28 protein-coding genes are annotated in these 24,441 nt (G+C 65.5%); 13 read left to right on the top strand and 15 right to left on the bottom strand.

Going from position 1 to position 24,441, the window contains the following annotated elements; genetic code table 11:
• Positions 1-4 precede the first annotated feature (4 nt).
• A complete protein-coding gene (eutC, locus tag AC097O_RS11665) occupies positions 5-802 on the top strand; it encodes an ethanolamine ammonia-lyase subunit EutC (RefSeq protein WP_479592939.1) in 798 nt (265 codons plus the stop codon).
• 82 nt (positions 803-884) lie between these two features.
• Here the strand turns inward: eutC and AC097O_RS11670 are convergent, their stop codons facing one another.
• Complete coding sequence (locus tag AC097O_RS11670; RefSeq protein WP_479592940.1) at positions 885-1,199, bottom strand: type II toxin-antitoxin system RelE/ParE family toxin; 315 nt, start codon at positions 1,197-1,199, stop codon at positions 885-887.
• Positions 1,196-1,651: an antitoxin PaaA2 family protein gene (locus tag AC097O_RS11675; protein ID WP_479592941.1), complete on the bottom strand. Its 456-nt coding sequence runs from the start codon at positions 1,649-1,651 to the stop codon at positions 1,196-1,198. Before AC097O_RS11675 ends, AC097O_RS11670 begins: the two co-directional genes overlap by 4 nt.
• A gap of 118 nt (positions 1,652-1,769) precedes the next feature.
• On the opposite strand from AC097O_RS11675, the gene AC097O_RS11680 reads away from it, so the two are divergent.
• On the top strand, positions 1,770-2,312 hold the full coding sequence (locus tag AC097O_RS11680; protein WP_479589654.1) for an MOSC domain-containing protein: 543 nt from the start codon (positions 1,770-1,772) through the stop codon (positions 2,310-2,312).
• A 96-nt stretch (positions 2,313-2,408) separates the two neighbouring features.
• Positions 2,409-2,762, top strand: a complete 354-nt coding sequence (locus AC097O_RS11685; protein WP_479592942.1) for a RidA family protein — start codon at positions 2,409-2,411, stop codon at positions 2,760-2,762.
• 63 nt (positions 2,763-2,825) lie between these two features.
• Here the strand turns inward: AC097O_RS11685 and AC097O_RS11690 are convergent, their stop codons facing one another.
• Complete coding sequence (locus tag AC097O_RS11690) at positions 2,826-5,762, bottom strand: DNA topoisomerase III (RefSeq protein WP_479592943.1); 2,937 nt, start codon at positions 5,760-5,762, stop codon at positions 2,826-2,828.
• A 145-nt stretch (positions 5,763-5,907) separates the two neighbouring features.
• Between AC097O_RS11690 and AC097O_RS11695 the strand changes: the two genes are divergently transcribed.
• The 4 genes from AC097O_RS11695 to crcB are packed head-to-tail and all read left to right on the top strand — an operon-like array spanning position 5,908 to position 8,254.
• Positions 5,908-6,411, top strand: a complete 504-nt coding sequence (locus AC097O_RS11695) for an SET domain-containing protein (protein WP_479592944.1) — start codon at positions 5,908-5,910, stop codon at positions 6,409-6,411.
• Positions 6,408-7,166 carry a biotin--[acetyl-CoA-carboxylase] ligase gene (locus AC097O_RS11700; RefSeq protein WP_479592945.1) on the top strand — a complete coding sequence of 253 codons (759 nt, stop codon included), beginning with the start codon at positions 6,408-6,410 and terminating at the stop codon, positions 7,164-7,166. The genes AC097O_RS11695 and AC097O_RS11700 overlap by 4 nt, the downstream gene beginning before the upstream one ends.
• A 4-nt stretch (positions 7,167-7,170) precedes the next feature.
• Positions 7,171-7,854: an SPOR domain-containing protein gene (locus AC097O_RS11705; RefSeq protein WP_479592946.1), complete on the top strand. Its 684-nt coding sequence runs from the start codon at positions 7,171-7,173 to the stop codon at positions 7,852-7,854.
• Position 7,855: 1 nt separating this feature from the next.
• Positions 7,856-8,254: a fluoride efflux transporter CrcB gene (crcB, locus tag AC097O_RS11710; RefSeq protein ID WP_479592947.1), complete on the top strand. Its 399-nt coding sequence runs from the start codon at positions 7,856-7,858 to the stop codon at positions 8,252-8,254.
• Here the strand turns inward: crcB and AC097O_RS11715 are convergent.
• Positions 8,251-9,444, bottom strand: a complete 1,194-nt coding sequence (locus AC097O_RS11715) for a methyltransferase (protein ID WP_479592948.1) — start codon at positions 9,442-9,444, stop codon at positions 8,251-8,253. The two genes, crcB and AC097O_RS11715, sit on opposite strands and share 4 nt — an antisense overlap.
• Before the next feature lie 167 nt (positions 9,445-9,611).
• On the opposite strand from AC097O_RS11715, the gene AC097O_RS11720 reads away from it, so the two are divergent.
• The 3 genes from AC097O_RS11720 to AC097O_RS11730 are packed head-to-tail and all read left to right on the top strand — an operon-like array spanning position 9,612 to position 11,074.
• A complete protein-coding gene (locus tag AC097O_RS11720; protein ID WP_479592949.1) occupies positions 9,612-10,049 on the top strand; it encodes a hypothetical protein in 438 nt (145 codons plus the stop codon).
• 51 nt (positions 10,050-10,100) lie between these two features.
• The gene (locus tag AC097O_RS11725) at positions 10,101-10,490 is read left to right on the top strand and encodes a surface-adhesin E family protein (RefSeq protein WP_479592950.1); all 390 of its coding nucleotides are present in this window, start codon (positions 10,101-10,103) and stop codon (positions 10,488-10,490) included.
• Positions 10,491-10,549: 59 nt separating this feature from the next.
• Complete coding sequence (locus tag AC097O_RS11730) at positions 10,550-11,074, top strand: GNAT family N-acetyltransferase (protein ID WP_479592951.1); 525 nt, start codon at positions 10,550-10,552, stop codon at positions 11,072-11,074.
• A 155-nt stretch (positions 11,075-11,229) separates the two neighbouring features.
• On the opposite strand, the gene AC097O_RS11735 is transcribed toward AC097O_RS11730, so the two are convergent.
• The 9 genes from AC097O_RS11735 to AC097O_RS11775 form a co-directional block, all read right to left on the bottom strand.
• Positions 11,230-12,717, bottom strand: a complete 1,488-nt coding sequence (locus AC097O_RS11735; protein WP_479592952.1) for a sensor histidine kinase N-terminal domain-containing protein — start codon at positions 12,715-12,717, stop codon at positions 11,230-11,232.
• Between the two features lie 41 nt (positions 12,718-12,758).
• On the bottom strand, positions 12,759-13,187 hold the full coding sequence (locus tag AC097O_RS11740) for a nuclear transport factor 2 family protein (protein ID WP_479592953.1): 429 nt from the start codon (positions 13,185-13,187) through the stop codon (positions 12,759-12,761).
• Positions 13,184-13,945 (bottom strand): SDR family NAD(P)-dependent oxidoreductase, encoded by a 762-nt coding sequence (locus tag AC097O_RS11745; RefSeq protein WP_479592954.1) that lies wholly within the window; start codon positions 13,943-13,945, stop codon positions 13,184-13,186. The genes AC097O_RS11740 and AC097O_RS11745 overlap by 4 nt, the downstream gene beginning before the upstream one ends.
• Before the next feature lie 211 nt (positions 13,946-14,156).
• Complete coding sequence (locus AC097O_RS11750) at positions 14,157-14,681, bottom strand: DUF3833 domain-containing protein (protein WP_479592955.1); 525 nt, start codon at positions 14,679-14,681, stop codon at positions 14,157-14,159.
• Positions 14,678-15,922 carry an MFS transporter gene (locus AC097O_RS11755; RefSeq protein WP_479592956.1) on the bottom strand — a complete coding sequence of 415 codons (1,245 nt, stop codon included), beginning with the start codon at positions 15,920-15,922 and terminating at the stop codon, positions 14,678-14,680. The genes AC097O_RS11750 and AC097O_RS11755 overlap by 4 nt, the downstream gene beginning before the upstream one ends.
• A complete protein-coding gene (locus AC097O_RS11760; protein ID WP_479592957.1) occupies positions 15,919-16,380 on the bottom strand; it encodes a chalcone isomerase family protein in 462 nt (153 codons plus the stop codon). The genes AC097O_RS11755 and AC097O_RS11760 overlap by 4 nt, the downstream gene beginning before the upstream one ends.
• Positions 16,381-16,454: 74 nt before the next feature.
• Positions 16,455-17,687: a class I SAM-dependent methyltransferase gene (locus AC097O_RS11765; protein WP_479592958.1), complete on the bottom strand. Its 1,233-nt coding sequence runs from the start codon at positions 17,685-17,687 to the stop codon at positions 16,455-16,457.
• A 5-nt stretch (positions 17,688-17,692) separates the two neighbouring features.
• Positions 17,693-18,439, bottom strand: a complete 747-nt coding sequence (locus AC097O_RS11770; RefSeq protein ID WP_479592959.1) for a DUF1365 domain-containing protein — start codon at positions 18,437-18,439, stop codon at positions 17,693-17,695.
• Positions 18,436-19,731 carry an NAD(P)/FAD-dependent oxidoreductase gene (locus AC097O_RS11775; RefSeq protein ID WP_479593187.1) on the bottom strand — a complete coding sequence of 432 codons (1,296 nt, stop codon included), beginning with the start codon at positions 19,729-19,731 and terminating at the stop codon, positions 18,436-18,438. The genes AC097O_RS11770 and AC097O_RS11775 overlap by 4 nt, the downstream gene beginning before the upstream one ends.
• Before the next feature lie 389 nt (positions 19,732-20,120).
• On the opposite strand from AC097O_RS11775, the gene AC097O_RS11780 reads away from it, so the two are divergent.
• Positions 20,121-20,990 (top strand): ferritin family protein, encoded by an 870-nt coding sequence (locus AC097O_RS11780; protein WP_479592960.1) that lies wholly within the window; start codon positions 20,121-20,123, stop codon positions 20,988-20,990.
• A gap of 113 nt (positions 20,991-21,103) precedes the next feature.
• Here AC097O_RS11780 and AC097O_RS11785 read toward each other — a convergent pair whose 3' ends face one another.
• Complete coding sequence (locus AC097O_RS11785; protein ID WP_479592961.1) at positions 21,104-22,306, bottom strand: HD-GYP domain-containing protein; 1,203 nt, start codon at positions 22,304-22,306, stop codon at positions 21,104-21,106.
• A 68-nt stretch (positions 22,307-22,374) separates the two neighbouring features.
• On the opposite strand from AC097O_RS11785, the gene rfaE2 reads away from it, so the two are divergent.
• Together rfaE2 and AC097O_RS11795 are read left to right on the top strand one after the other, a co-directional pair.
• Entirely contained in the window at positions 22,375-22,878 is a 504-nt protein-coding gene (rfaE2, locus tag AC097O_RS11790; RefSeq protein WP_479592962.1) for a D-glycero-beta-D-manno-heptose 1-phosphate adenylyltransferase, read from the top strand.
• Positions 22,871-23,968, top strand: a complete 1,098-nt coding sequence (locus tag AC097O_RS11795) for an SLC13 family permease (RefSeq protein ID WP_479592963.1) — start codon at positions 22,871-22,873, stop codon at positions 23,966-23,968. Before rfaE2 ends, AC097O_RS11795 begins: the two co-directional genes overlap by 8 nt.
• A 60-nt stretch (positions 23,969-24,028) precedes the next feature.
• Here the strand turns inward: AC097O_RS11795 and AC097O_RS11800 are convergent, their stop codons facing one another.
• Complete coding sequence (locus AC097O_RS11800; protein WP_479592964.1) at positions 24,029-24,391, bottom strand: tautomerase family protein; 363 nt, start codon at positions 24,389-24,391, stop codon at positions 24,029-24,031.
• Positions 24,392-24,441: the final 50 nt, after the last annotated feature.

The following is a 24,441-nucleotide window of genomic DNA, read 5'->3' on the forward strand; positions in this document are numbered from 1 at the left end:
TCCCATGAACGTGATTCCCAACCCCTGGCATGCCCTGCGCAGCCTGACCGCCGCCCGCATCGCGCTGGGCCGCAGCGGCATCAGCCTGCCCACCGCGCCACAGCTAGACTTCCAGCTCGACCACGCACGGGCCCGCGATGCCGTGCACCTGCCACTCGACACCGCCAGCCTGGTGCAGGCCCTGGGCGATGTGCTGCCCGGCCACCCCGACGCCCTGCCCCTGGCCAGCGCCGCGCCCGACCGCAGCACCTACCTGCAGCGCCCCGACCTGGGCCGCCGCCTGAACACCGCCTCGCACAACCAACTGGCCGCGCTGTACCAGCCGGTATGCCCGTACGACCTGGCCCTGGTGGTGGTGGACGGCCTGTCGGCCTTGGCCATCGCCCAGAACGCCGCCCCCTTCATCCACGCCCTGCTGCAGCGCCTGGAGACCGAAGACTGGTCCCTGGCCCCCACCACCATCGTCACCCAGGGCCGCGTGGCGGTGGGCGACGAGGTAGGCCAGTTGCTGGGGGCCAAAGCCGTGGTGGTGCTGGTGGGCGAACGCCCCGGCCTGAGCGCGCCCGACAGCATGGGCCTGTACCTCACCTGGGCCCCCCAGGTCGGCCTGACCGATGCCGACCGCAACTGCATCTCCAACGTGCGCCCGGAGGGCCTGTCGTACTTCGATGCCGCCTACAAACTGCACATGCTGCTGCGCGAATCCCGCAAACGGCAGTTATCGGGGGTGGACTTGAAGGACGAGACGGTGGAGGTGCTGGACGAGGGCGCGGCGGCAGGGCGGCGGTTTTTGCTGGCTTGAAAGACTGAGGGGTGACGGGGTAGCGGGGAGGAGGCGCAGGACGCATTCACGTACCCGTTTGCCCCGGCTGGGCAGCAGCCACTTAGCTTTGCTGCGCCGCGTGCTTTATTCTCAAAATTTCAACGGTACGGGTCTCGGCCAGTACGCGATAAAAAACAATGTAGTTCGGATGCGCAACCAGCTCGCGCACACCTTCTGGCACGCCAGGGCGGCCCGTGCGACCTAGCTCGGGGTGCTGCGCAAGCGGTCTCGTTTTGTCGCGCAGTTCCTGGCCGAAAGTCTTTGCCCTGGCTGGATTGTCTTGGCCGATATACCGGATGATGGCGCGCAAATCCTCACGGGCTTTTGGTCGCCATTCAATGCGATAGGGATCGGTCTTCTGCGCCGCCACCTTCATATGCGGGCTTTGCGGGGCGGCTTCGCCAGCGCGGCAATGTCGGCATCCATTTCAGCCATGACATCTTCATGCGAGAGGTTCGCCCGAGGGTCGTCGATGGAGTCTTGCAACTCAGCGGCAAGCCACTTTGTGTAGGAGGCCGCTTCGTGTGCGCCGCGCATGGCATCGGCCCGCCCCCGGTTGCCGGCCTCCTGCGCCCGCTCTGCGGGGTTGTATTCGCTCGCGTCAAACTGGCCCACGGTGATGCCCACACCCCGCAGCACGTTGAGCGCGGCCAAAGGGTTGCCGAAACGGCGCGGTTCGATGCCGCGGGCTTTGGCCAGCATAGCGTCTGAGCCGCTGCGGGTGGCGATTTGGACAAGGAACGCGCCGCCCTGCCCCCTCAGGGTCACGCCCGAAACGCCCCCGGCGTTATTGGCAACGCGTAGCTGCTCAATAGTCATGCTTTGCATGGATTTCTCCTAATTAACCTTCATTTGGAAGCCCTTTAATTGTGCATGTTTTTAAGGACACATACAACATTGGGTGGGATACTTGGCCGTGGCAATACAACCCCGAGGAACCCATCCGATGCAAGCCCACGTCACAGCCGTCAGCACCAGCCCGAAGCACGGCTTTTCCAAGACCCCCACGGCGCATATCCAGCTACTCGCGGGCTTGGGGGTTGAGGGCGATGCCCACTGCGGGGTTACGGTGCAACACCGTTCGCGGGTGGCCAAAGACCCTACGCAGCCCAATCTGCGGCAAGTGCACTTGGTGCAGGGCGAGTTGTTTGACGAATTGGTGTCGCAGGGTTTTACCGTGCTGCCGGGGCAGATCGGCGAGAACATCACCACCCGCGGCCTGGATCTGCTGGCATTGCCCACCGGGGCCGAGCTGCACATCGGCGCGTCGGCCATCGTTCAGATCACGGGGCTGCGCAATCCCTGTGCGCAGCTCAACCAGTTTCAACCCGGCCTGACCGCTGCCGTGCTGGGGCGCACGCCCGATGGAGAACTGGTGCGCAAAGCCGGTGTCATGGGGGTAGTGCTTGCCAGCGGCACAGTGCACCCTGGTGACACCATCACCACCAAGCTGCCTATACAGCCCCACCGCCCGCTGGCCTGTGTGTGACCCCGCCAGTTCACAGCGATGGAGGGCCTGGGGGCCAGCCATACAACATGTTTACGATCCAAGCATTTACCCCTTCCACTCCCTGAAAGCCACACCATGACCATCCAGCGCATCAACCCCGGTAACCGCCTGTGCGATGCCACCATCCACAATGGCGTGGCCTATCTGGCCGGGCAGATTCCTGAAGATGCCAGCCTGCCCATCGCCGCCCAGACGCAAAGCGTACTGGACCAGATCGACAGCGTGCTGGCCCTGGCCGGTAGCGACAAGTCGCGCATCCTGACCGCCACCATCTACCTGTCCAGCATGGGCGATTTCGCCGCCATGAACGCGGTGTGGGATGCCTGGTTGGGCACCTCCGGTATCGGCCCGGCCCGCGCCACGGTAGAAGCGCGGCTGGCCAAGCCCGAGATCAAGGTGGAGATCATGGTGATCGCAGCCCAGGCATAAAAATAGCCGCTAGCGCTTATTCCATCAGCACGAGCAGCTATATTTTAAGGAGCAATCGGCGTTTTACGCCAGGTGCTTGCCAATCAACCCCGTCAGCTCAAACATATTGATCTGCGGCTTGCCGAACACCGGGGCCAGCAGCGCGTCGGCGTTGATGTTGCGCTTGTTGGCGGTGTCTTGCAGGTTGTTGGCCTTGATGTAGTCCCACAGCTTTTTGATGACCTGGGGACGCGGCAGCGCCTCGGCCCCCACCACGGCGGCCAGGGCGGCGCTGGGGGTCAGGCCTCCGGTGCTGGTGCTGGCTTTTTTGGCAGCGGCTTTCTTGGCGGGCACTTTCTTTGCGGCGGCTACTTTCTTGGCTGGAGCCGCCTTTTTGGCCGGGGCAGCCTTGGCCGCAAATTTGGCCGCAGCCCCCGGACGAGGCGGGAACTTGCTGGGGGCAAATTCGAAGTTCACCTTGCCCGCTTCCGCATCCCAGGCCAAGTGGGCCTTGAAGGCGCGGCGGGTGCGCATGCTGACAAACTTGTCCAGCAGGTCGGTCTTGCCGGTGGCCAGCAGCTTGGCCATCTGGGCGTTTTCTACCGGCTGCTGCAGGATGATCTTGCCGCTCTTGAAGTCGCAGCTGGGCGTGGGCTGGGCCAGGGTGGGCACGGTTTTCTCGCAGACAAAGTTGGCACCGTGCTCGTGCACCGGGCTGCCACATTTGGGGCAATTGCCCAGGCTGGGCGTATCGCCAAAGTCCACCAGCTCGCCGGATTCTTCGCCTTTTTTGTCGTCGCCAAAGTCGAATTCCAGCTTGTAGTTCTTGGTTTCCTCGTCGAACTTGATGGTCATCTCGGCGGTGAACGGCCAGCCCGCCTTGGAGCGGAAGCCGTCCAGCGGGCCGATCTTGCGGTCGCGCATGAACTGCTCGACCTCGGCGCGCTCGAAGGTGCGGCCCGCAGGCGATTTGCCGAACGAGAAGCCGCAGCCGTCGCTGTGGCCGTCGGCCCCAGTGCAGGTGTAGCGGCGGTAGTTTTCTTTCACGATGCCGCCGCAGTTGGGGCAGGGCGTGGCCACGGTGATGTAGTCGCCGGGGATGGTGTCCCGGTCGTATTCCTTGGCCTTCTTGACCAGGCGCTCGGTCATGCCCGCAATCTCGGCCATGAAGCTTTCGCGGCTCAGCTGGCCGCGCTCCATCTGGGCCAGCTTGTATTCCCACTCGCCGGTGAGCTCGGCCTTGGAGAGCTCTTCCACACCCAGGCCGCGCAACAGCGTCATCAGCTGGAAAGCCTTGGCGGTGGGCAGCATTTCGCGGCCCTCGCGCAGCAGGTATTTCTCGGCGATCAGGCCTTCGATGATGGAGGCGCGGGTGGCGGGTGTGCCCAGGCCTTTTTCCTGCATGGCTTCGCGCAGCTCGTCGTCGTCGATGGTCTTGCCCGCGCCTTCCATGGCGCCCAGCAGCGTGGCTTCGGAGTAGCGCGCGGGGGGGCGGGTTTTCAAGGCCTTGGGGTCGGCGGCGATGGTTTGCACGACTTCGCCGGCCTTTACCAACACCAAGTTTTTGCCGTCTTTTTCATCGTCGTCGTTGACAGCTTCCTTGCCGTAGATGGCCAGCCAACCGGGCTTGACCAGCACCTTGCCGTCGGTGCGGAAGGCGTATTTCTTCGCTTCCACGGCCACCGTGCTGATACGCGTGGTGATCTGGTATTCGGCGCTGGGGAAGAACACCGACAAGAAGCGGCGCACCACAAAGTCGTACAGCCTCTGCTCGGCTTCGCTCAGGCCCGTGGGGGCTTGCAGCGTGGGGATGATGGCAAAGTGGTCGCTGACCTTGCTGTTGTCGAACACGCGCTTGGTCGGCTTGACGTAGTTGTTGGCCACCGCCTGCTTGGCAAACGGGGCTAGGTGCGCCATGCCGCTGTTGGCCAGCATGGCCATGGTTTGCTGCACCACGGGCAGGTAGTCTTCGGGCAGGGCACGCGAGTCGGTACGCGGGTAGGTCAGCGCCTTGTGGCGTTCGTACAGGCTTTGGGCCAGAGCCAGCGTGGTCTTGGCGCTATATCCAAAGCGGCTGTTGGCCTCGCGCTGCAGCGAGGTCAAATCGAACAAGGCGGGCGAGGCCTGCGTGGTGGGCTTGCTTTCTTCCGTGACGGTTGCGGGCTTGCCCCGGGCAGCGTTGGCGATGGCCTGGGCCTCGGCGGCGTTCCACACGCGGTCGGCGCGCTGCTCGGGGTCGGGCTGGCCATCCGGACCCGGTGGCGGCTTTTTGAACAGCGGGTCAAACCATTTGCCGGGGTAGGCACCGGCTTCGGCCTGGAAGCTGCCGTGGATTTCCCAGTAGTCGCGGCTGACGAACTTGCGGATTTTTTCCTCGCGCTCCACCACCACCGACAGCGTGGGGGTTTGCACCCGGCCCACGGTGGTCAGAAAGAAGCCGCCGTCGCGCGAGTTGAACGCGGTCATGGCGCGGGTACCGTTGATGCCGACCAGCCAGTCGGCCTCGGAGCGCGAGCGGGCGGCATCGGCCAGGCCCTGCATCTGCGCTTCAGACCGCAGCGCGCCAAAGCCGTCGCGGATGGCCTGCGGGGTCATGGACTGCAGCCACAGGCGGCGCACCGGCTTGGCCAGCGGCTTGCTGCCCCCGGCGTACTGCTCGATCAGGCGGAAGATCAGCTCCCCCTCGCGGCCCGCATCGCAGGCGTTGATGATGTCCGTCACGTCCTTGCGCTTGGCCTGCTTGACCACCGCGTTCAGGCGGGTTTTGGTTTTGTCGACGGGTTTGAGGTCGAAATACGGCGGAATCACCGGCAGGTGCGCAAAGCTCCACTTGCCGCGCTTCACGTCAAACTCTTCCGGGGCCTGGATTTCCAGCAAATGGCCTACCGCGCTGGTGACCACGTACTTCTCGCTCTCGAAATACTCGTCGAACTTTTCAAACTTGCCTGCGGTGAGCGTGAGCGCCCGCACGATGTCTTGTGCAACAGACGGTTTTTCTGCAATCACCAAGGTTTTTGTCATAGGAATTTCGCCAATTTCTGAATTCTGTGGGGGGCTTTGCGGGGCGGCGGCACTTATATAGCCGGGGCCACTTCTACAATCCGTTTCAACCAGTGTGCAATTGCGCACGTTAGGTTCCCTTATTTAAGTTAACAGAGTTTTGCCCTTGACTTCCAAAACCCCCGTGAAAGCCGTGACAAAAACCGGCCGCCGCATCCAGGTGCGCCGGTCTGGCGTGCATGGCAAAGGCGTTTTTGCGCTGCAAGACATCGCCGCGGGTGACACGGTGGCCGAGTACGTGGGCGAGGTCATTTCCTGGGACGAAGCCCAGGAACGCCACCCGCACGACCCCAGCCAGCCCAACCACACCTTCTACTTCCACGTGGATGCAGACCGGGTGATCGACGCCAACTTCGGCGGCAACGCCTCACGCTGGATCAACCACGCCTGCGAACCCAACTGCGAAACCGACGAGCAAGACGGCCGCATTTTCATCATCGCCCTGCGCGACATTGCCGCAGGCGAAGAGCTCAACTACGACTACGGCCTGATGTTGGAAGAACGCTACACCCCCAAGCTCAAGGCCGAATACCCCTGCTGGTGCGGCGCACCCAGCTGCCGGGGCACGCTCTTGGCCCCCAAGCGCCGTATCAGCAAGCTCAGAAAATGATCTGGCCCGCCGAATCCATCTGGGAAGCCGTCTACCCGCTGCTGCCCGACTTCACCGTTGAAGTGCTGCCGCAGGTGGACTCCACCAACAGCGAACTGATGCGCCGCGTGCGCGCCGGGCACTTTGAACCCACCCTGCTGGTGGCCGAACAGCAAACCGCAGGCCGGGGCCGCTTGGGGCGCGACTGGCACAGCGCCGTGGGCGATTCACTCACCTTTTCCCTGGCGCTGCCGCTGGCCCCCGCCGACTGGTCGGGCCTGTCGCTGGCCGTGGGCGTGAGCGTGGCGCAAAGCCTGCACCCGGACCTGCAGCTGAAATGGCCCAACGACGTGTGGCTACAGGGCCGCAAGCTCGGCGGCATCCTGATCGAAACCGCAGGCCAGGGCGACCAACGCGTGGCCGTGATCGGCATTGGCCTGAACATCGCCCCCCGGGAAGCTACCGGCCTGTCCACGCCACCCGCATGGCTGCAAGAGGTGCTACCCGGCGTGGATGCGGGTGCCGCCCTGCTACGCATCGCCGCCCCGCTGGTGCAGGCCCTGAAGGCCTTTGAGCTGGCCGGGTTCGCCCCGTTCCAACCGCAGTTTGCCCAGCGCGACCTGCTGCTGGACCGTGCCGTCACCCTGAGCAACGGCACCGTGGGCATGGCGCGCGGCGTGGATGCCCTGGGCGGCCTGCGGGTGCAAACGCCCGAGGGCATGCAGACGGTGACCAGCGCCGAAGTCAGCGTACGCCCCGGCAAAGAGGCCAGCTGAGGCGATGCTGCGCGGAATCGTTTTATTTTTACTGCTGGCCAACGGCGTGTACTTCGCCTGGTCGCAGGGCCTGCTGGCGGCCTACGGCCTGGCACCGGCCCCGGTGTCCGAACCGCAGCGGCTGGCGCAGCAGCTCCGTCCTGAAATGGTGGTGCTGGTGCCGCCGCCCGGCAGCAAAACGGTAGCGGTGGCAGTGGCTGCCGCACCCGCCGAGGTGGCCAGCGCTCCGATTGGCCCCACCGAATGCCTGACCGCTGGCGTGTTCGACGTGGAGCGCGGCACCCTGTTGGCCAAGACCCTGGCCGACACCCTGCCCACCGGGTCGTGGACGCTGGAGCCGGATGTGGAGCCAGGCCGTTGGATGGTCTACATGGGCCGCTATGCCAACACCGAGCTGCTGGACCGCAAAAAAGCCGAGCTACGCGGCATGCGCATCCCCTTCGATGCCGCGCCCGCCAACCTGGAGCCCGGCCTGTCGCTGGGCCGCTTCAGCAGCGAGGCCGGGGCCAACCGGCTTCTGACCGACGTGACCCAACGCGGCGTGCGCACCGCCCACGTGGTGGCCGAGCGCCTGGAAACCCAGGGCATGCGCCTGAAGCTGCCCGCGGTGGACGCGGCCATGAAAGCCCAATTAGAGACGCTGAAACCGGCCCTGGGCGGCAAAGCCCTGCGGGCCTGCCCCGCCTGAGATGGATACGTTAAGCCTGGCCCGCTCGGTGCTGGCCATCTCCGTAGGGGCTTCGCTGGGGGCCGTCCTGCGCTGGGGCCTGGGCCTGGCCTTCAACGCCGTGTACCCCAGCATCCCGCCGGGCACCTGGCTGGCCAATATGCTGGGCGGCTACCTGGTCGGTGTGGCCGTGGCCTACTTTGCCGACCACGGCGGCTTGCCACCCGAATGGCGGCTGCTGGTGATCACCGGCTTTTTGGGCGGCCTGACGACTTTTTCCACCTTCTCCGCCGAGGTGGTCACCCTGCTCCAGCAGGGCCGCATGCTGTGGGCCGGGCTGGCCATCTCGGTCCACGTGGTGGGCTCCCTGCTGATGACCTTGCTGGGCATGGCCACCGTGGGCTGGGTCAAAGCCCTTTAAATTCCCACTACAGCCAGCCGCCAGAGCGAGGTGACTTCGGCGGCCCGCGCCGCGTGCAGTGCGGCAGTGGCATCGGTGGCCTTGGGGTGTACCGGCTTGGCATCCAGGCGCTCCACCACCTTCAGGCCGTGGGTCTCAAACGCGGCCAGCAGCTCGGCGCGGGTGCGCAGACCCAGGTGCTCGGCAAAGTCGGACAGCACCAGCCAGCCCTCGCCACCCGGTGCCAAATGCTGTTTCAACCCGGCCAGAAAGCCCAGCAGCATGCGGCTGTCTTCGTCGTACACCGCGTGCTCGATGGGCGAGCCGGGCCGGGCGGGCAGCCAGGGCGGGTTGCAGACGATCAGCGTCGCCTGGCCTTCAGGGAACAGGTCGGTTTGCACCACCTGCACCTGCTTGGCCACGCCCAGCAGGGCCAGGTTGTCACGGGCGCAGGCCAGGGCGCGGGGGTCGGTGTCGGTAGCCACCACCTGGGCCACGCCGCGCCGCACCAGCACGGCGGCCAGCACGCCGGTGCCGGTGCCAATGTCAAAGGCGATGCCGGGCGCGGGCAAGGGTGCCTTGGCCACCAGGTCGATGTACTCGCCGCGCACCGGCGAAAACACGCCGTAGTGCGGGTGGATGCGGTTCAGCGGGGCCTCGCCCAGCGCCGCAATCTCCAGGCCCTTGCGCCGCCATTCGTGGGTGCTGGTCAGGCCCTGCAACTCGCGCAGCGTGATGACCGACGGGCCAGCCGCCAGGTCGGCCGGGCCCCAGGCCGCCAGACACGCGGCGTGCACATTGGGCGCGCGGCGCAGCGGGATGCTGTAGTCGGCGTTCACCGGCAGCAGCAGCATGTTCAGCACCCGGGCGCGCTGCGCCTGGGCCTGGCGGTACAGGTGGAAGGCCTCGGCGGGGGCGGCGGCTTCCTTGGGGGCTTTGCGCTGCTTGCGGGCCGGGGTTTTGTCGATGCGCCGGGCAATCGCCTGCAACAACTGGCGGGCGTTGTGGAAATCGCCGCGCCACAGCAGGGCCGTGCCTTCGCAGGCCAGGCGGTAGGCGCTGTCGGCCGACATCGTGTCGTCGGCCAGCACCACGCGCTTGGGCGGCGGCGCGCCGCGCTCGGACCGCCAGTGGGCAGACTGGGGCTGGTCGCCCTCGGTCCAGTGGATGGTGTTGTCGGCAGAGAGAGTGGAGGCAATAGGGGTAGGCATAGTCGGGTTCTTTTAACAGATGGTCACACAACCGATCGGCCATGAAAGCGGTTTTGCTCTTGTTTTAAGAGCTGCTCGCGCTTATTAAATAAGCGCTGGAGGCCTATTTCTTATAAATTTTCAGAGCCGGTATAGTGGCCGCTGTGCCACTCTGGGGATTGGGGACCATGCGATTTTTGCTGTTGACCGCGGTACTGGCCGCGCTGGCCCCGGCCACCCATGCCGGAGCGTTCACCACCCGCTGCCTGGTGGCCGAGGGCGGCAAAAAGCCCGTCCAGCTGCAGTTCAGCACCGTGGGCGACGACACCAGCGGCTGGACCGGCGGCTTCGTGCGCTACGGCAGCCACAGCCGCCCCATCAGCCTGGTGCGCATGCGCGAGTCGCATGTGGACACCGCGCCCGGCAGGCCCATGGCCTTCACCACCGTATGGCTGGAAATCATCGGCGGCCTGGCCGTGGGCAGCTATGAGGTGGAAACCCAGGGCGCACGCATCCAGCGCTTCGTCTACACCCCCAAGCGCAGCGGCCCGGGCACCGCGTTTGTAGAGAACCCCGCCATCGGCGTAGGCGACGACGGCAGCTGCCGCTGGACGGCTACGGGCTAGCAGATTGACCTGGCGCAACATCCAGAGCCGCAGACTGGCCACAATCGCTCCATGAAAAAACCCCTGCTGCTGTCCCTGCTGTGCGCCCTGGCCTGCACCCCTGCGCTGGCCGACTGGGTGCGCGTCGCCACCAGCGAAACCTCGGTCTTCTACATCGACTCGAAAGTCTCCCCCAGGGTGGGCGCGAACGTGATGGTCTGGGTGCTGCGCGACCACACCACGCCCCAGGTGGGCGCGGGCGGGCCGTATGCCTCGTCCAAGGACCAGATCGAAGTCGACTGCGCCGCCCGCCGCGTGCGCCGCATCTATGGCTCCGAGCACCCCGAGCCCATGGGCCAAGGCAAGATGGTGTATTCCGAGCACGGCCCCATGAGCTGGAACGCGGTCGCCCCCAAAACCACCATGCGGCGGGTGGTGGATATGGCGTGTATGCATCCCTGAGTACTGCAGGCGCACTCGGGACCGATAACATGGGTTGGCCTCCACCCGCCGTACACCCCATGCAGACCACCATCCGCCACGCCGAACCGGACGACTACACCGCCATCGCCCACATCTACACGCAGCCGCTGGCCGCGGCGGGCACCCTGCAAATCCCGCTGCAGTCGCGCGAAGTGTGGCGGCAGCGGCTCGCGGGCATGCCCGCACACGACCGCATACTGGTCGCCGTGGTGGCGGGCGAGGTAGTGGGCCACCTGGGCCTGCACCCGGTACCCCACCCGCGCCGCGCCCACGTGGCCGGCCTGGGCATGGCGGTGCGCGATGACCTGCAAGGCCAAGGTGTGGGCACGGCCCTGTTGAAAGCCGCCATCGACCTGGCCGACCACTGGCTGCACCTGCTGCGCCTGGAGCTCACCGTCTACGCCGACAACGCCGCCGCCCAGCGCCTGTACCAGCGCCACGGTTTTGTGCTGGAGGGCACGCACCGCGCCTACGCCCTGCGCCAGGGACGCTACGTGGATGCCCTGGCCATGGCCCGACTGCACCCGGCACCGCCGATGCTGCCGGGTGGAGTTGGTGCCTGAACTACCGCGATGGATGTCCGTGGAACCAGCAGTATATTTTCTCTGATTGCTATGGTTTAGATAGCTGTTTGCGCCTATAGGATGGGCACAAACGGCCTATTCTTCTCTTGTCCAAAATCCGACCAATTGAAAATGAAAACCTGGCTGATTGAAAATCACGCGTCCTCAGACCCCAGCGCAGGCCCCGCCTGTGCAAACCGCACTGCCACCCGCATGCCCGGTGGCGTAACACCGGGGTGTGCATCTTCCAGGGTGACTTCGGCGCTGTGCTGGCGGGCGATTTCCTGGACGATGGACAGGCCCAGGCCGGAGCCGTCGGCCTCGGTGCCCAGGGCGCGGTAAAAGGGCTGGAACACCAGTTCGCGCTCGGTCTCGGGGATGCCGGGGCCGGTGTCTTCGACCTGCAGCAGCACGCTGGCGGTGGCGCGGCCTATGGCGCTGATGGGGCCGATGGGGGTGCCGGGGTCGGCCAGCACGCGGGCGGTGATGATGCCGCCCGAGGGGGTGTAGTTGATGGCGTTGTCCACCAGGTTGCGCACCAGTTCCTTGATGAGCGTGGGGTTGCCGTTGAGCTGCACGCCGGGGCTGCCGGGCTCGGCACCCTCAAAACCCAGGTCGATGCGCTTTTCCAGCGCGTGGGGCACGGAGTCGCGCACCACCTCCATGGTCAGGCGGGCCAGATCGCAGAGCTGCAGGCTCAGGCTGACGCTGCCGTTTTCGGCCCGGGCCAGGGCCAGCAGCTGGTTGACGGTGTGGGTGGCGCGCACGCTGGAGCGGCCGATCTGCTGTAGCGAGCGCTTGAGTTCGGCCGTGTTGGTGCCTTCGCGCTGGGCCAGGTCGGCCTGCATGCGCAGGCCCGCCAGAGGGGTTTTGAGCTGGTGGGCGGCGTCGGCCAGGAAGCGCTTTTGGGTGGCGATGGAGTCCTTGAGGCGGTTCAGCAGGTCGTTGACCGACGAGACCAGCGGTGCGACTTCTAGCGGCACGGCTTTTTCATCCAGCGGGCTCAGGTCGTCGGAGGTGCGGGCGCGGATGCGGTCTTCCAGACGCTTCAGGGGCTGGATGCCGCGCGCCAGCGCCAGCCAGACCAGCAGCACGGCCAGCGGCAGGATGACGAACTGCGGCAGCATCACGCCCTTGATAATTTCGGCCGCCAGCACCGAGCGCTTTTCGCGCGTCTCGGCCACCTGCACCAGGGCCAGCGGGTTGCCGGGCAGGTCCAGCGCCACCCACAGGTAGGCCACGCGCACGTCCAGGCCGCGCATTTCGTCGTCGCGCAGGTGTACCGCGCCTTCGGCGGGGGTTTCTTCGGTGGGTGGGGTGGGGAAGTCGTGCTCGCCGCTGAGGTACTCGCCGTGGCCGCCCAGCACCTGGTAGTAGACCTGGTCGGAGTCGTCGGCGCGCATGAATTCGCGGGCGGGCAGGGGCAGGTTGAACTGCGCCTGGTGCGGCTGCGACACCACCAGCAACTGCGACAGCGCCTGTACGTTGTATTCCAGAGCCCGGTCAAACGGCTTGCCCGCAATGCCCTGGGCCACCAGCCAGGTCAGCGCCAGGCTGACCGGCCAGAGCAGCAGCAGGGGCGTGAGCATCCAGTCCAGGATTTCACCGAACAGGGAACGTTGCTCGCGCTGGAAGATTTTCACGGGGTGGGCGGGGTGGAAAGCACGCGCCCATCTTAGCGGGGTCAGCTATTGGCGCGTTGCTTTAGCCAGCGCATCAGGCCACCTACCACCGGCAGCTTTTCGTACAGCTCTTCCGCCGCGTCCCAGTAGTCGCGGTGCAGGGTGATGCGGCCCGCATCATCCAGTTGCAGATGGCTGCCACCGTGGATGGTCTGGTCGGTGCCGGTGGCGAAGTTCTTGAAGCGGAAGTGGAAATCCCAGGCCAGAAAGCACTGGTGGCCGCTGGCGATGCGCTCTACCACTGTGAAGCGCGGGGCTTCCAGCGCGGTGAACATGTGGGCGTAGATGGCCTGGATGGCGGGCACACCTTGCACGTCCTTGAACGGGTCTTTGAAGCGGGCATCAGGTGCGTAAAAGTCGCCGCAGCGGGCGATGGACTGCGGGGTCAGCGTCTCGAAAAACTCGACGATGCCGTCGATGGATGGGTTCATAGCCCGGTCATCCGGCGAATGGCGGGGAAGTAGGCGCGGTACGGCAGCAGGCGCAGGGTCTTCATCCAGCGGGTGAAGCGCTTGGGGAAATGGATTTCGAACTCGCCCCGGGCCCAGCCGCGCAGTATGGCGTGCGCGGCCTGGTCGGGGGTGATGAGGGCGGGCATCTGGAACTCGTTTTGCGCGGTGAGCGGGGTTTGCACAAAGCCGGGGCAGATCAGGCTCACGCCGATGCCGCTGTCATGCAGGTCCAGGTACAGGGTTTCGGCCAGGTTGATCAGCGCGGCCTTGGTGGGGCCGTAGGCCAGGCTTTGCGGCAGGCCGCTGTACCCGGCCACGCTGGCCACCAGGCTGATGTGGCCCTGGCCCTGGCGCAGCAGGGTGGGCAGCACGGCATCCAGCATGTGCAGCGCTCCCACGTAGTTGACCTGCAGGTGCTGCTGCATCTCGGCCAGGCTGTAGGCGGTAGCGCGCTGAGGCCGGTAGTAGCCCGCGCAGTAGACCACTGCGTCGATGCGGTCCAGGGAGTCTGCCGCGGCGCGCACGGCGGCCGGGTCGGCAGCGTCCAGTGGCAGGGCCTGTGCGCCGGGGTGTTCGGCCACAAAGGCATCGAGCGCGGCGGCCTGGCGGGCCGACACCACCACCTGCGCGCCCTGGCCATGCAGCAGCCCGGCGGTGGCGCGGCCAATGCCGCTGGACGCGCCGATCAGCCACACGGTTTTGCCGCGCCAGTCTGTGAGGAGGGGATTCAGTGCCATGGAGAATGCTCTATTTTTAGTAGCTGCTTGCGCTGATGGGATAAGCGCAAGATGCCAATTTGGTTTAAGTCTTTCAAAGCATTGGCTCGCGCGTAAAAGCAAGAACACACGCCCACCAGAAACACCGCAGAACTGGCTTTGCCAGGCTGCTGGTGTTGCCCCCTGCAAGGGGGTTGGCGAAAGATGCGCAGCACTGCAGCCTGGGGGTGAGTCATCGCTTTGTGAACGAGAGCGTGACCTCGCCCAGCTTGATGCCGAGCTTGCTCATGGTGGCTTTGTTGAGCATCACCTTGTCGGTCATGAGGTACATCCAGTCGTCAAACTGCACGTTGTAGACCGAGCCGTCCACCGGCAAAGCCAGGGTGTAGCGCCAGTTAAACGCGTTGCCGCTTTCCGCCCCCACGGCCTCGCCCACCACATCGTCGGCACGGCCCGTGTACCGTCCATCGGCCTCGCGGTGCAGGCGCCAGACGCGCTTTTGCGTGGTGCCATCCGAGTAGGTAAACGACTCGTCGAGCACACCGTCGTCGCCGGTCCAGCTGCAGACCATCAGCACGGTGAAGCGCTTGACCACCTTGCCGGATCGGTCGGTGAATACGCCGTACGCGTCCAGCGTGCCATTGAAGTAGGTGCGCAGGTCCAACTTGGGCGTTTGGCCTGCGTAGTCGGCCACCTGGGGGCCCGCGCAACCGGCCAGGGCAGCGCTGGTGGCCAATAGAAGAAGACGGCGTTTCATGGGGAGTCCTTGGGTCGGATGATGAGCAAATACAGCGCTGCCGCCGCCGCCAGCTTCAGGGCGCAGGGCAGCAGGCAGTAGGTGGCCGTGAGGGCGTTGAGCGCGGCGGCATCCTGCGCGCCGGGGGTGTAGCCAAAATGGGCCAGCAGCGGCAGGGCCAGCCCGGCAGCCAGGGCCAGGTTGAGCTTGGTGGCAAAGTTCCACCAGCCGAAGTACAGGCCCGCCCCGCCTTGTTTTTGTACGATGCCCGCCAGCAGCGCGCTGGGCAGGGCCAGGTCGGTGCCCAGGGCGATGCCGGAGGCGGCGCAGACGATGAGAAACGCAGTGCTGTCGCCCGCACCCAGCAGGGAAGCCCCCACAAACGCCACCACCGCCACGCCCATGCCCACGCCCCAGGTGCGCGCCAGCCCCAGCCGGGGCACCAGCCGCAGCCACAGCGGAATCGACAGTGCGGCACACACAAAGTAGGTGGCCAAAAACAGCGGCTGCTGCGCCTGCGGAGCCTGCAACCGGTCTTGCACAAAGAACAGCACCAGGGTGGCGGGCACGGCGCTGGCAATGCCGTTGAGCATGAACACACCCAGCAGGCGGCGGAACGCGGGGTTGTGCAGTGGCAGCCACAGGGCAGCGCGGGTTTTGGACGGGGTTTGCGGGGCGGGCGCGATGGCACGGGTCCAGGCCAGCCAGCCCAAAGCCAAAGAAAGCGCCAGCAACACCACCGTGGTGGGCAAGCCCAACAGCACCGGGGCCACGCTGGCCGTTACCACGCCCACCAGCCCCAGGCCTTCGCGCCAGGCGACGATGCGGCTGCGCTGGGCCTCGGTGCCGCCCAGCAGCCCGGCCCAGGCCTGGTGCAGCACGCCCAGGGTGCTGTAGGCGGTGTAGGTGATGACCAGCAGGGCCGTGGCCCACAGCAGCACGTGGTCTTGGGTGGCGGGAAAGAACAGGCCCCAGAAGCCCAGCGCCATGACCACCGCCGCCACCGCCGCCACGCCCAGCACGGCGCGGCTGGAGCGGGCAAACAGTGCATCGCCCCAGCGGCCCAGCAGGGGGTCGATGAGGCCGTCGAACAGGCGCGCACCCAGCAAGATCTGCCCCAGTACGGTCAGCGGCACGCCCAGCGTGGTGGCGTAGTGGTTGGGCAGCACGACATACAGCGGCAGCGCCACAAAGGCCAGGGGCAGGCCCATCAGGCCGTACACAAAGCCGTTGCGGGGGCTGAAGGCCGCGACAGAGGTCATGGGTTGCCTGCCAGCAGCGCCTTGCGCATCGCAGGCTCGGAGGTTTGGGGCGAGAGCCAGATGCCGAAGAACAGGCGCGCAAAGTCGCCATCGCTGACCTCGCCAGTGGGCTGGCCGTTGGTCAAAAAGCGGGCGGTGCGGGTTTGCGGCAGGTAGATGCCCAGGATGCGGTCGTTCTTTTTCACGTCGGGAAAGGCCGCCTCCAGCTTTTGCTGCCAGGCTTGGGCCTGCGCGTCGGGGATGGGCGCGCTGCGGCGCATCTCGTCCAGCGAGCGGCGGGCAATGTCGGCGCGGCTGAAGTCGCGCAGGTAAGTTAGCTCCAGCGCCAGGGCGGTGTCGTCGTAGCGCGCGGCCTGGAAGCCGGGAGCGGCCCAGAGCTGCGCGTCGTAGATGTCAAAGCCCCAGACCTTGAGCCGGGTGCTGCCCACCAGGCGGGCCTGCGGCACTGCAGCGGCCACGTCGGTGGGGATGTCGGCAGCCCAGGCATTTAAGCCGAACAGGGCGCTAGCGCTTATGACAAGGGCGCAAGCAGCTATTTTTTTAATAGCGTGTACTGTACGAGGTTGATATTGCCCTTGTCGAAGGCGGCTTCGCAGTAGGCCAGGTAGAACTCCCATAAGCGCATGAACCTTTCGTCAAAACCGAGTTGCAGTACCTGGGTGCGGGCGGCCAGAAACTGGTCGCGCCAGCGGCGCAGGGTTTCGGCGTAGTCGGGGCCGAAGGCGAATTCGTCCACCACCTCCAGCCCGGCCGCCGCCGCTTCGCGCCGGAACTCCCGCGGGCAGGGCAGGCAGCCACCGGGAAAGATGTACTGCTGGATGAAGTCGGTGCTGCTGATGTAGCGCTCGAACAGGCTGTCGTCGATGACGATGCTCTGGATGCAGGCGCGGCCCCCGGGCTTGAGCAGGCGGGCCACGGTCTGGAAATAGGTGGGCCAGTATTCGCGGCCCACGGCTTCGACCATTTCTACCGAGCAGATCGCGTCGAACGGTGCGTCCGTGATGTCACGGTAGTCCTGCAGGCGCAGGTCGGCGCGGCTGTCCACACCCAGGCGTTGCACGCGCTGGTGGGCAAAGGCGAGTTGCTCGGTGCTCAGGGTTACGCCGGTCACGTGGGCGTTGAATTCGGTGGTGCCCATCTCGGCCAGCGCGCCCCAGCCGCAGCCGATCTCCAGCACCCGGTCGCCGGGCTGCACCTGGGCCATGGCCAGGGCGCGGCGGACCTTGGCGTTTTGCGCCTCGCGCAGCGGCTTGTCCAGGTCGCCCTCGAACCAGGCGGACGAGTAGTTCATGCTGTCGTCCAGCCACAGGCTATAGAAGGCGTTGCCCAGGTCGTAGTGGGCGTGGATGTTTTTCTGGCTGTTGGCCTTGGTGTTGCGGTTGAGCAAGTGCTTGATGCGGTACCACAGGCGGCCCACCCAGTTGCCGTAGACCACGTCTTCGATTTCTTGGCGGTTGCAGATGAAGACGGTGAGCAGATCGGTCAGGTTGGGCGTGGTCCAGTCGCCGTCGATATAGGTTTCGGCCACGCCGATGTCGCCGGATTTGAGGGCCGCCGCGCAGACGTTCCAGTTCTTCAGCGTCATGGCCGCCGTAGGCGCATCGCCGTGTTGCTGGTGGTTGCCAAACACCTGCATGCTGCCGTCGGGCAACTGCATGGTGATGCTGCCGTGGCGCAGGCGCTGCAGCAGCTTCAGGGCGGTGCGGGCCGCAGCCGGGGCATCACTGGGCACTACAAAACCGGGGGCCGTGGTGGTGGAGTTCATTGCGTTCATCTCGTCACAAAATCTTTGGGCGGCAGGGGTTTGCTGAAAAATCGCACGCGTTTGCGCCACAGGCGAAACGCCTGCCAGTGGATGCGCGCCACCACGCCCAGCGTCATGGCGGGGTAGCGCCAGAGGGCTAGGCGGATGCTGGCGGGGGTGATGGGCTGCAGGGTGCCGCTGACGCTGGTCTCGATGAGCGCGCCTTGCGCGTCGTCATAGTCCACGCGGGCCACGGTGCGATCGCCGGATCGCATGAAGCGGAAGCGGTAGCCGCCCTCCACCGGGCAGAACGGCGACACGTGGAACACCTTGGCTGCTGTCAGCTCCACGCCCCAAAACGACCGGTTCTGGGGTTGGTCCAGCACGTAGCAGTGGCGCTCGCCAAAGGTGTTGTTGACCTCGACCACGATGGCCCGCAGGCTGCCGTCTGCGCGGTGGCAGTACCAGAAGCTCACAGGTTTGAAGGTGTGGCCAAAGACGCGCGGGTAACAGTGCAGCCAGATTTCGCCATCGGCGTCGGTGATGCCTTCGCGTTGCAGCAAGGCCTCCATCCAGGCTAATGCGCTGCCCTGGCCGTCGCCGTGGTCGCAGTCATAAAAGCTCAAAGGGGCGCGGCGGTTGATGGCCAGGGCGCTGCTGCTCAGTGAGCGCATGGGCAGCATCAAAAAGTAGGTGGGGTAGGCAAACGCATGCCGTACCGGGCGCAAGCGGGTATGGCGGACCTGGCCGAAGCCGATCAGTGCCTGGTTCATGCTCCGGCCTTGAGCAAATCTGCAACCGCCAACCCGGCTTTCAGCCCGTCTTCATGGAAGCCATAACCCATCCACGCGCCGCAAAAATACGTGTTCTGCTGGCCTTGCAGCGCGGGCATGCGCTGTTGTGCGGCGATGGCGGCCAGGTCGAGCACCGGGTGGGCGTAGTCGAACGTGCCCAGCACCTGGGGGTGGGCGATGTCGCGCGTGGGGTTCAGGGACACGACGACCGGCTGTTCCCAAGGCAGGGGCTGCAGCTTGTTGAGCCAGTAGTGCAAACACACACGGGCCGATTCGGTGGCGGTGGCTGGGGCGCGTTCATAGTTCCACGCGGCCCAGGCCTTGGGGTTGCGCGGCAGCACCGAGGCATCGGTGTGCAGCACGGCGCGGTTGGCGTGGTAGTGGATGGCACCCAGCGTGGCTTGCTCGGCCTCAGTGGGCGCGGCCAGCAGGGCCAGGGCCTGGTCGGAATGGGTGGCCAGCACTACTTTGTCGAAACGCTCGGTGCGGGCCAGGCCGTGCTGCAGGCTGGTGATGAACACGCCGTCCTCGCGGCGCTCGATGCGCTGCACGGGGCTGTTCAGGCGCTTGTCCACTATCTTGGCGGTGATCTTGTCCACGTAGTGCCGCGCGCCGCCGGTCACCGTCCACCACTGGGGGCGGTTCAAGACCTGCAGCAAGCCGTGGTTGTGGCAAAAACGCACCATGGTCGCCACCGGGAACAGCAGCATCTGCGCCGTGGGGCAGCTCCAGATGCAGCCCATCATGGGCAGAAAGTACCAGTCGCGGAAGGCAGTGCCGAAGCGGTGCTGGTCCAGAAATTCACCTAGCGGCTGGGCCAGGGCGGCATCGTTGTTGTCCAGCGCAAGCTGGGTGGTGATCTGGTTGAAGCGCAGCAGGTCGCGCAGCATGCCCCAGAAGCGCGGGCTCCACAGGTTGCGCTTTTGGGCGAACACGCTGGCCAGGGTGCTGCCGCTCCATTCCACGTAGCGCCCACCTGGCACATTCGCGGGAATCTGGGCCGAGAACGACATGTCGGTCTTCGATGTAGCCACGTCCAACTCGGCCAGCAGGGCGATCAGCTGCGGGTAGGTGCGCTCGTTGAAGACCAGAAAGCCGGTGTCCACACCATGGGTGACCAAGCCGTAAGGCGTGGGCAAGGTGATGTCTACCGTATGGGTATGGCCGCCAAAGTAGCTGCCCGCCTCGAACAGCGTGGTCTGGGCCCGGGCCTGCAGGCTGTGCGCCACGGCCAGTCCGGAGATGCCGGAGCCGACGATGGCCAGCTTCATGCGGGTTGGCATGGCAGCGGAATGAAAGTGGCGGCGAAGCACCCCAAGGCGAACGAGGGAGTGAGGGAGGAGGAGAACCGCCCCGGGGTTGCTATCCGACACACAGAGTGCGGACGGCTTCGCTGCCAGAAAAACGTGTGCGCCCTATCAGTCGCTATGTCGGTACAGACAAGACCTGCGCGCCCGAAGTTCCCCACCCGCGCCGCAAGACGAAGGTAAAGGAATGTGAAGCGTGGGGTGGAATGGAAGCGCATGTAGCGATAATATACCAATCAGTCACTTTGTGACCAACAAGTTTTATTTTAAGTGGCCTACAGCCCCACTGCCATGCATCTGACATAAAGTGCGGTGTTGACAGCCTAAAATGAAAGCCCTTATGAAGGACTTCCATGCTCTACCCCGAACTCTTTAGACAACTCGAAGCCGTGCGTTGGAACATGGAAAAAGACGTTCCATGGGACACGTTCGATCCGGCCCTGCTGACCGACGAACAGGCGCAGACCATCAAGATGAATGCCATCACCGAGTGGGCGGCCCTGCCCGCCACCGAGATGTTCTTGCGCGACAACCAGGACGACAGCGACTTTTCTGCCTTCATGTCGATCTGGTTTTTTGAAGAGCAAAAGCATTCGCTGGTGCTGATGGAGTACCTGCGCCGCTTCCGCCCCGACCTGGTGCCCACCGAAGAAGAGCTGCACGACGTGCGCTTCGAGTTCGACCCGGCCCCGGCGCTGGAGACGCTGATGCTGCACTTTTGCGGCGAAATCCGCCTGAACCACTGGTACCGCCGCGCCAGCGAATGGCACTCGGAGCCGGTGATCAAGAACATCTACACCAAGCTCAGCCAGGACGAAGCCCGCCACGGCGGAGCCTACCTGCGCTACATGAAGCGCGCCATCGCCACCGCGGGTAACGAGGCCCGCAGCGCCTTCACCAAGGTCGGCGTGCTGATGGCCAGTGCCCGCCGCACCGCCCAGGCGCTGCACCCCACCAACCTGCATGTGAACGAAAGCCTGTTCCCGCGCGACACCATCCAGAGCCGCCTGCCCGACCCGGCCTGGCTGGAGCACTGGCTGGACACGCAGATCAAGTTCGACGCGGTGTGGGAGGGCAAGGTGGTCGATCGCATCCTGCACAACCTGAGCCTGCTGATGGACCGCAGCTTCAAGACCGTGCAGGAGCTGAACCGCTACCGCAAGGAAGTCAGCAAGGAGCTGGCAGCGGAAGTGGAACCGGCGGCGCTGCCCGCAGCCACCTGATCTGCCAGAACGCCCCTTCCAGAAACACCGCAGAACTGGCTTTGCCAGGCTGCTGGTGTTGCCCCCTGCAAGGGGGTTGGCGAAAAGCGCTTGCGCTGTAGCCTGGGGGTGTACTAAATCAGCGCCAGCAGCTTTTCCAGCTGCACCTGTACCTTCACCTCGCGGTGGGGTACGTGGGCGATGATCTTGGTGGTGGGCATATTGGTTTCGCGCACGACCATCTCGCCCATGGGCATGCCGTCGCGGTTGAGGATCACCGCCACGCGCGGTGCCGTGGTGTTGGCGCTGCGGCGTATCACCACCGCCACCTCGCCGTTCGCCAGCCGCACATACACCCCTGGTGAGTACACGCCCACGGCCTTGATCAGGGCCGCGCCGGCCTGGTCCACATGCTGCTTTTCGTCGAAATAACAGGCCTGCATGGCCGCGTTCGGCGGCATCGACAGGCGGCCCACGCGCGGGGACAGCCGGGCGATGAAGGTATCCGCCCGCTGCAACAGCCGGGCCAGGCGCATGGCCACGGTCTTGCTCTCCAGCGGGCCGGGCGCGCGGTCGTGGTGGTGGCGCACCGCCAACAGCCAGTCTTCGTTGTCCACGCCCATGGCCACCAGCATGCTGAATGCGCGCTGCGCGTGCTGTTCCACCTGTTCGATCTGCTTGGCCGTCAGGGCCTGGTTCTGCATGGTGAGCTCGTCTTGCAGCGCCGTCATGGCGATGTTCATGGTCAGCGCCGCCTTGCCCAGCGTGGCATCCTGGTCGGACGGCCAGTTCAGCACCTCGCGCGCGGCCAGGCTGCACACCACGTAGACCAGCATGGAATGGGTGGCGCTGTACATCTGTACTTCGGTGGCCGACAAATGCATCAGCGCGCACAGTGTGGCATCGGGGTGGTTTTCCACCAGGCCGTGCAGCTCGGTGTAGAGCTTTTCCAGCCGGGGCAGAAATTGGTCGCCTTGCGGGTCGCGCAGCAGGCCGTTGGCGCGGATTTGCAGCGCGGTCCAGTCGGGAATGCGGGTGGGTTCGGTGGCGGATCCCTTGGCCAGGTCCGAGACCTCCAGCTGCATTTCGGCAATGTCGCCCAGGGGGGTCTCGGTGCGCACCATGTCGTACAGCTTGCCGACGTAGGCGCGGTGGTTGTCGGCAGCATCCACGTCCACACACAGAGTCATGCCGCGCGAGGTCCAGTAGGTGATCTCGTCGCGGTCGGTAATGATGTAACCCTTGTGCGCCAGCAGCACGCCCTGCTCGTTGCGCAAGGCAAACGGCAGCGGCTGCCCGAGGCGCAGGGTAGAAGTGTTGACGGCGATGAGGTTCATGGGTCTGAGAGTATCCATTTAAACATCGGCAAAGCAACTGCCTTCTTGAGGACTGCTAGCATTTGCCTATGACCGACACCTTAGCCGCCCCCGCATTCCTGGACAAAATCTGCAGCCGCGCCGACGCACCCGCCCGGCTGGCCCACCTGCCCCGCCCCTGGGTGTTTACCAACGGGGTGTTCGACATCCTGCACCGCGGCCACGCCACCTACCTGGCCCAGGCCCGGTCGCTGGGCGGCAGCCTGGTCGTGGCACTGAACAGCGATGCTTCGGCCCGCCGCCTGGGCAAAGGCCCGGACCGCCCGCTCAACAACGAGGCCGACCGTGCCGTGCTGATGGCGGCGCTGGAGTCGGTGAGCCTGGTCACCTGGTTTGATGAAAACACACCGCTGGAGCTGATCGCCGAGCTGCGCCCCGACATTCTGGTCAAGGGCGGCGACTACAACATGCAAAGACTGGCCGAGACGGCGGTGGTGCAGGCCTACGGCGGCACGGCGCGGGCGATTCCGTTTCTGGACGGCTATTCCACCACCGCGCTGGTCCACAAAATCAAGCAAGCACCCCGTGTTTGAGTCGCTGCGCAAAGACCGGTTTCTGCACATCCTGTTGCTGGGCCTGGTAGCACTCACCCTCGCCACCCGCACCCCGCTGTCCGCCTACCCCGGCCTGGTGGACTGGCCCACCATCGCCGCCCTCACCGGCCTGCTGGCCCTGACCCAGGGCGTGGAGGCCAGCGGCGCACTGCACCGCCTGGGCCACTGGCTGGTGGGCTACATGACCAGCGAACGCGCCGCCGCACTGTGCCTGGTCAGCGCCGCCGCCGTGCTGTCCACGGTGCTGACCAACGACGTGGCGCTGTTCGTCATCGTGCCGCTCACCCTAGGGATCTGCCGCATCACCCCGCTGCCGACCACCCGGCTGGTGGTATTCGAAGCCTTGGCGGTGAATGCGGGCTCGGCCCTCACGCCCATTGGTAATCCGCAAAACCTGTTTTTGTGGCAACTCTCGGGCAGCTCGTTTGGCGGCTTTGTGTGGCACATGCTGCCGCTGGTGGCGGTGCTGATGCTGTTGCTGCTGGCGGTGACGGCCCTGGCCTTCTCCGACCGCGCCCTGCAGGCCACCGACCCCGAGACGCATCACCCGCTGAACCGGCGGCTGCTGGGCGCGTCGCTGCTGCTGTACCCGGTGTTTCTGGTGCTGACCGACCTGCACTACGCGCCCTGGGCCCTAGTGGCCGTGCTGCTGTGCCTGGGGGCCCTGCACTGGAGGGTGCTGGCGCAGATCGACTGGGGCCTGTTGCTGGTGTTTGTGCTGATGTTCATCGACCTGCGCCTGCTGGCCGGGCTGGATGCCGTGCAGCACGCGCTGGCGGGCTGCGGGCTGGCGCAGCCGCTGCACCTGTTCTGGGCCGGCATCGCCAGCTCGCAGATCGTCAGCAACGTACCCGCAGCGATTGCGCTGGCCGAGTTCTCCAAAGACTGGAAGGTGCTGGCCTACGCCGTCAACATCGGCGGCTTCGGCCTGATGGTCGGCTCCCTCGCCAACCTGATCGCCCTGCGCATGGCACCAGATAAAAAAGCCTGGGTCAGCTTCCACATCTGGTCCCTGCCGTTTCTGGTGGCCGGGGCGGCGGTGGGGTGGTTGCTGCTGTTTGCTATGTAAAAAATAGCTGCTTACGCTTATGGAATAAGCGCTAGAGGCCTAAAAGGCTTAAAACTGCAGTTACAGCTCCGACGCAGGCACGCCGCGTATGCCCCAGCTCTCTTTGGGCGGCTCGGTCAGTACCACCATCAGGTCGGTGGGCGCGATGCCCAGGGCACCCAGGCGCTGCGCCAGGGCCTGGTACAGCGCGCGTTTGGTATCCAGGCTGCGGCCGGGGAACATCAAAATATCCACCAGGGTGTAGTTCTCGGTCTTGCCGGGAGCTACCCAGAAGTGCTCGGGGCGGTGCTCGATGTAGCGGATCTGGCGGTCGTCTTCGGGCACCTGCAGGGCATCGCGCAGGGCCAGGTAGACGGCCTCCATCAGCGCGGTGACTTCGGCGGCGGGGCGGCTGCGGCGGACTTCGATTTTGGCGAGTGGCATGGCGGTTCGGGGCGGGCGGGTTTACGGAGGTAAGCATCCATTGTGATGCC

The sequence above is a fragment of the Rhodoferax sp. LS1P39 genome (assembly GCF_056521425.1).

Bases quoted from the DNA above. Each gene is read 5' to 3' on its own strand.
- eutC (WP_479592939.1), top strand. From the start codon at position 5: ATGAACGTGATTCCCAACCCCTGGCATGCCCTGCGCAGCCTGACCGCC.
- AC097O_RS11670 (WP_479592940.1), bottom strand. From the start codon at position 1,199: ATGAAGGTGGCGGCGCAGAAGACCGATCCCTATCGCATTGAATGGCGA.
- AC097O_RS11675 (WP_479592941.1), bottom strand. From the start codon at position 1,651: ATGCAAAGCATGACTATTGAGCAGCTACGCGTTGCCAATAACGCCGGG.
- AC097O_RS11680 (WP_479589654.1), top strand. From the start codon at position 1,770: ATGCAAGCCCACGTCACAGCCGTCAGCACCAGCCCGAAGCACGGCTTT.
- AC097O_RS11685 (WP_479592942.1), top strand. From the start codon at position 2,409: ATGACCATCCAGCGCATCAACCCCGGTAACCGCCTGTGCGATGCCACC.
- AC097O_RS11690 (WP_479592943.1), bottom strand. From the start codon at position 5,762: ATGACAAAAACCTTGGTGATTGCAGAAAAACCGTCTGTTGCACAAGAC.
- AC097O_RS11700 (WP_479592945.1), top strand. From the start codon at position 6,408: ATGATCTGGCCCGCCGAATCCATCTGGGAAGCCGTCTACCCGCTGCTG.
- AC097O_RS11705 (WP_479592946.1), top strand. From the start codon at position 7,171: ATGCTGCGCGGAATCGTTTTATTTTTACTGCTGGCCAACGGCGTGTAC.
- crcB (WP_479592947.1), top strand. From the start codon at position 7,856: ATGGATACGTTAAGCCTGGCCCGCTCGGTGCTGGCCATCTCCGTAGGG.
- AC097O_RS11715 (WP_479592948.1), bottom strand. From the start codon at position 9,444: ATGCCTACCCCTATTGCCTCCACTCTCTCTGCCGACAACACCATCCAC.
- AC097O_RS11720 (WP_479592949.1), top strand. From the start codon at position 9,612: ATGCGATTTTTGCTGTTGACCGCGGTACTGGCCGCGCTGGCCCCGGCC.
- AC097O_RS11725 (WP_479592950.1), top strand. From the start codon at position 10,101: ATGAAAAAACCCCTGCTGCTGTCCCTGCTGTGCGCCCTGGCCTGCACC.
- AC097O_RS11730 (WP_479592951.1), top strand. From the start codon at position 10,550: ATGCAGACCACCATCCGCCACGCCGAACCGGACGACTACACCGCCATC.
- AC097O_RS11740 (WP_479592953.1), bottom strand. From the start codon at position 13,187: ATGAACCCATCCATCGACGGCATCGTCGAGTTTTTCGAGACGCTGACC.
- AC097O_RS11745 (WP_479592954.1), bottom strand. From the start codon at position 13,945: ATGGCACTGAATCCCCTCCTCACAGACTGGCGCGGCAAAACCGTGTGG.
- AC097O_RS11750 (WP_479592955.1), bottom strand. From the start codon at position 14,681: ATGAAACGCCGTCTTCTTCTATTGGCCACCAGCGCTGCCCTGGCCGGT.
- AC097O_RS11755 (WP_479592956.1), bottom strand. From the start codon at position 15,922: ATGACCTCTGTCGCGGCCTTCAGCCCCCGCAACGGCTTTGTGTACGGC.
- AC097O_RS11765 (WP_479592958.1), bottom strand. From the start codon at position 17,687: ATGAACTCCACCACCACGGCCCCCGGTTTTGTAGTGCCCAGTGATGCC.
- AC097O_RS11770 (WP_479592959.1), bottom strand. From the start codon at position 18,439: ATGAACCAGGCACTGATCGGCTTCGGCCAGGTCCGCCATACCCGCTTG.
- AC097O_RS11775 (WP_479593187.1), bottom strand. From the start codon at position 19,731: ATGAAGCTGGCCATCGTCGGCTCCGGCATCTCCGGACTGGCCGTGGCG.
- AC097O_RS11780 (WP_479592960.1), top strand. From the start codon at position 20,121: ATGCTCTACCCCGAACTCTTTAGACAACTCGAAGCCGTGCGTTGGAAC.
- AC097O_RS11785 (WP_479592961.1), bottom strand. From the start codon at position 22,306: ATGAACCTCATCGCCGTCAACACTTCTACCCTGCGCCTCGGGCAGCCG.
- rfaE2 (WP_479592962.1), top strand. From the start codon at position 22,375: ATGACCGACACCTTAGCCGCCCCCGCATTCCTGGACAAAATCTGCAGC.
- AC097O_RS11800 (WP_479592964.1), bottom strand. From the start codon at position 24,391: ATGCCACTCGCCAAAATCGAAGTCCGCCGCAGCCGCCCCGCCGCCGAA.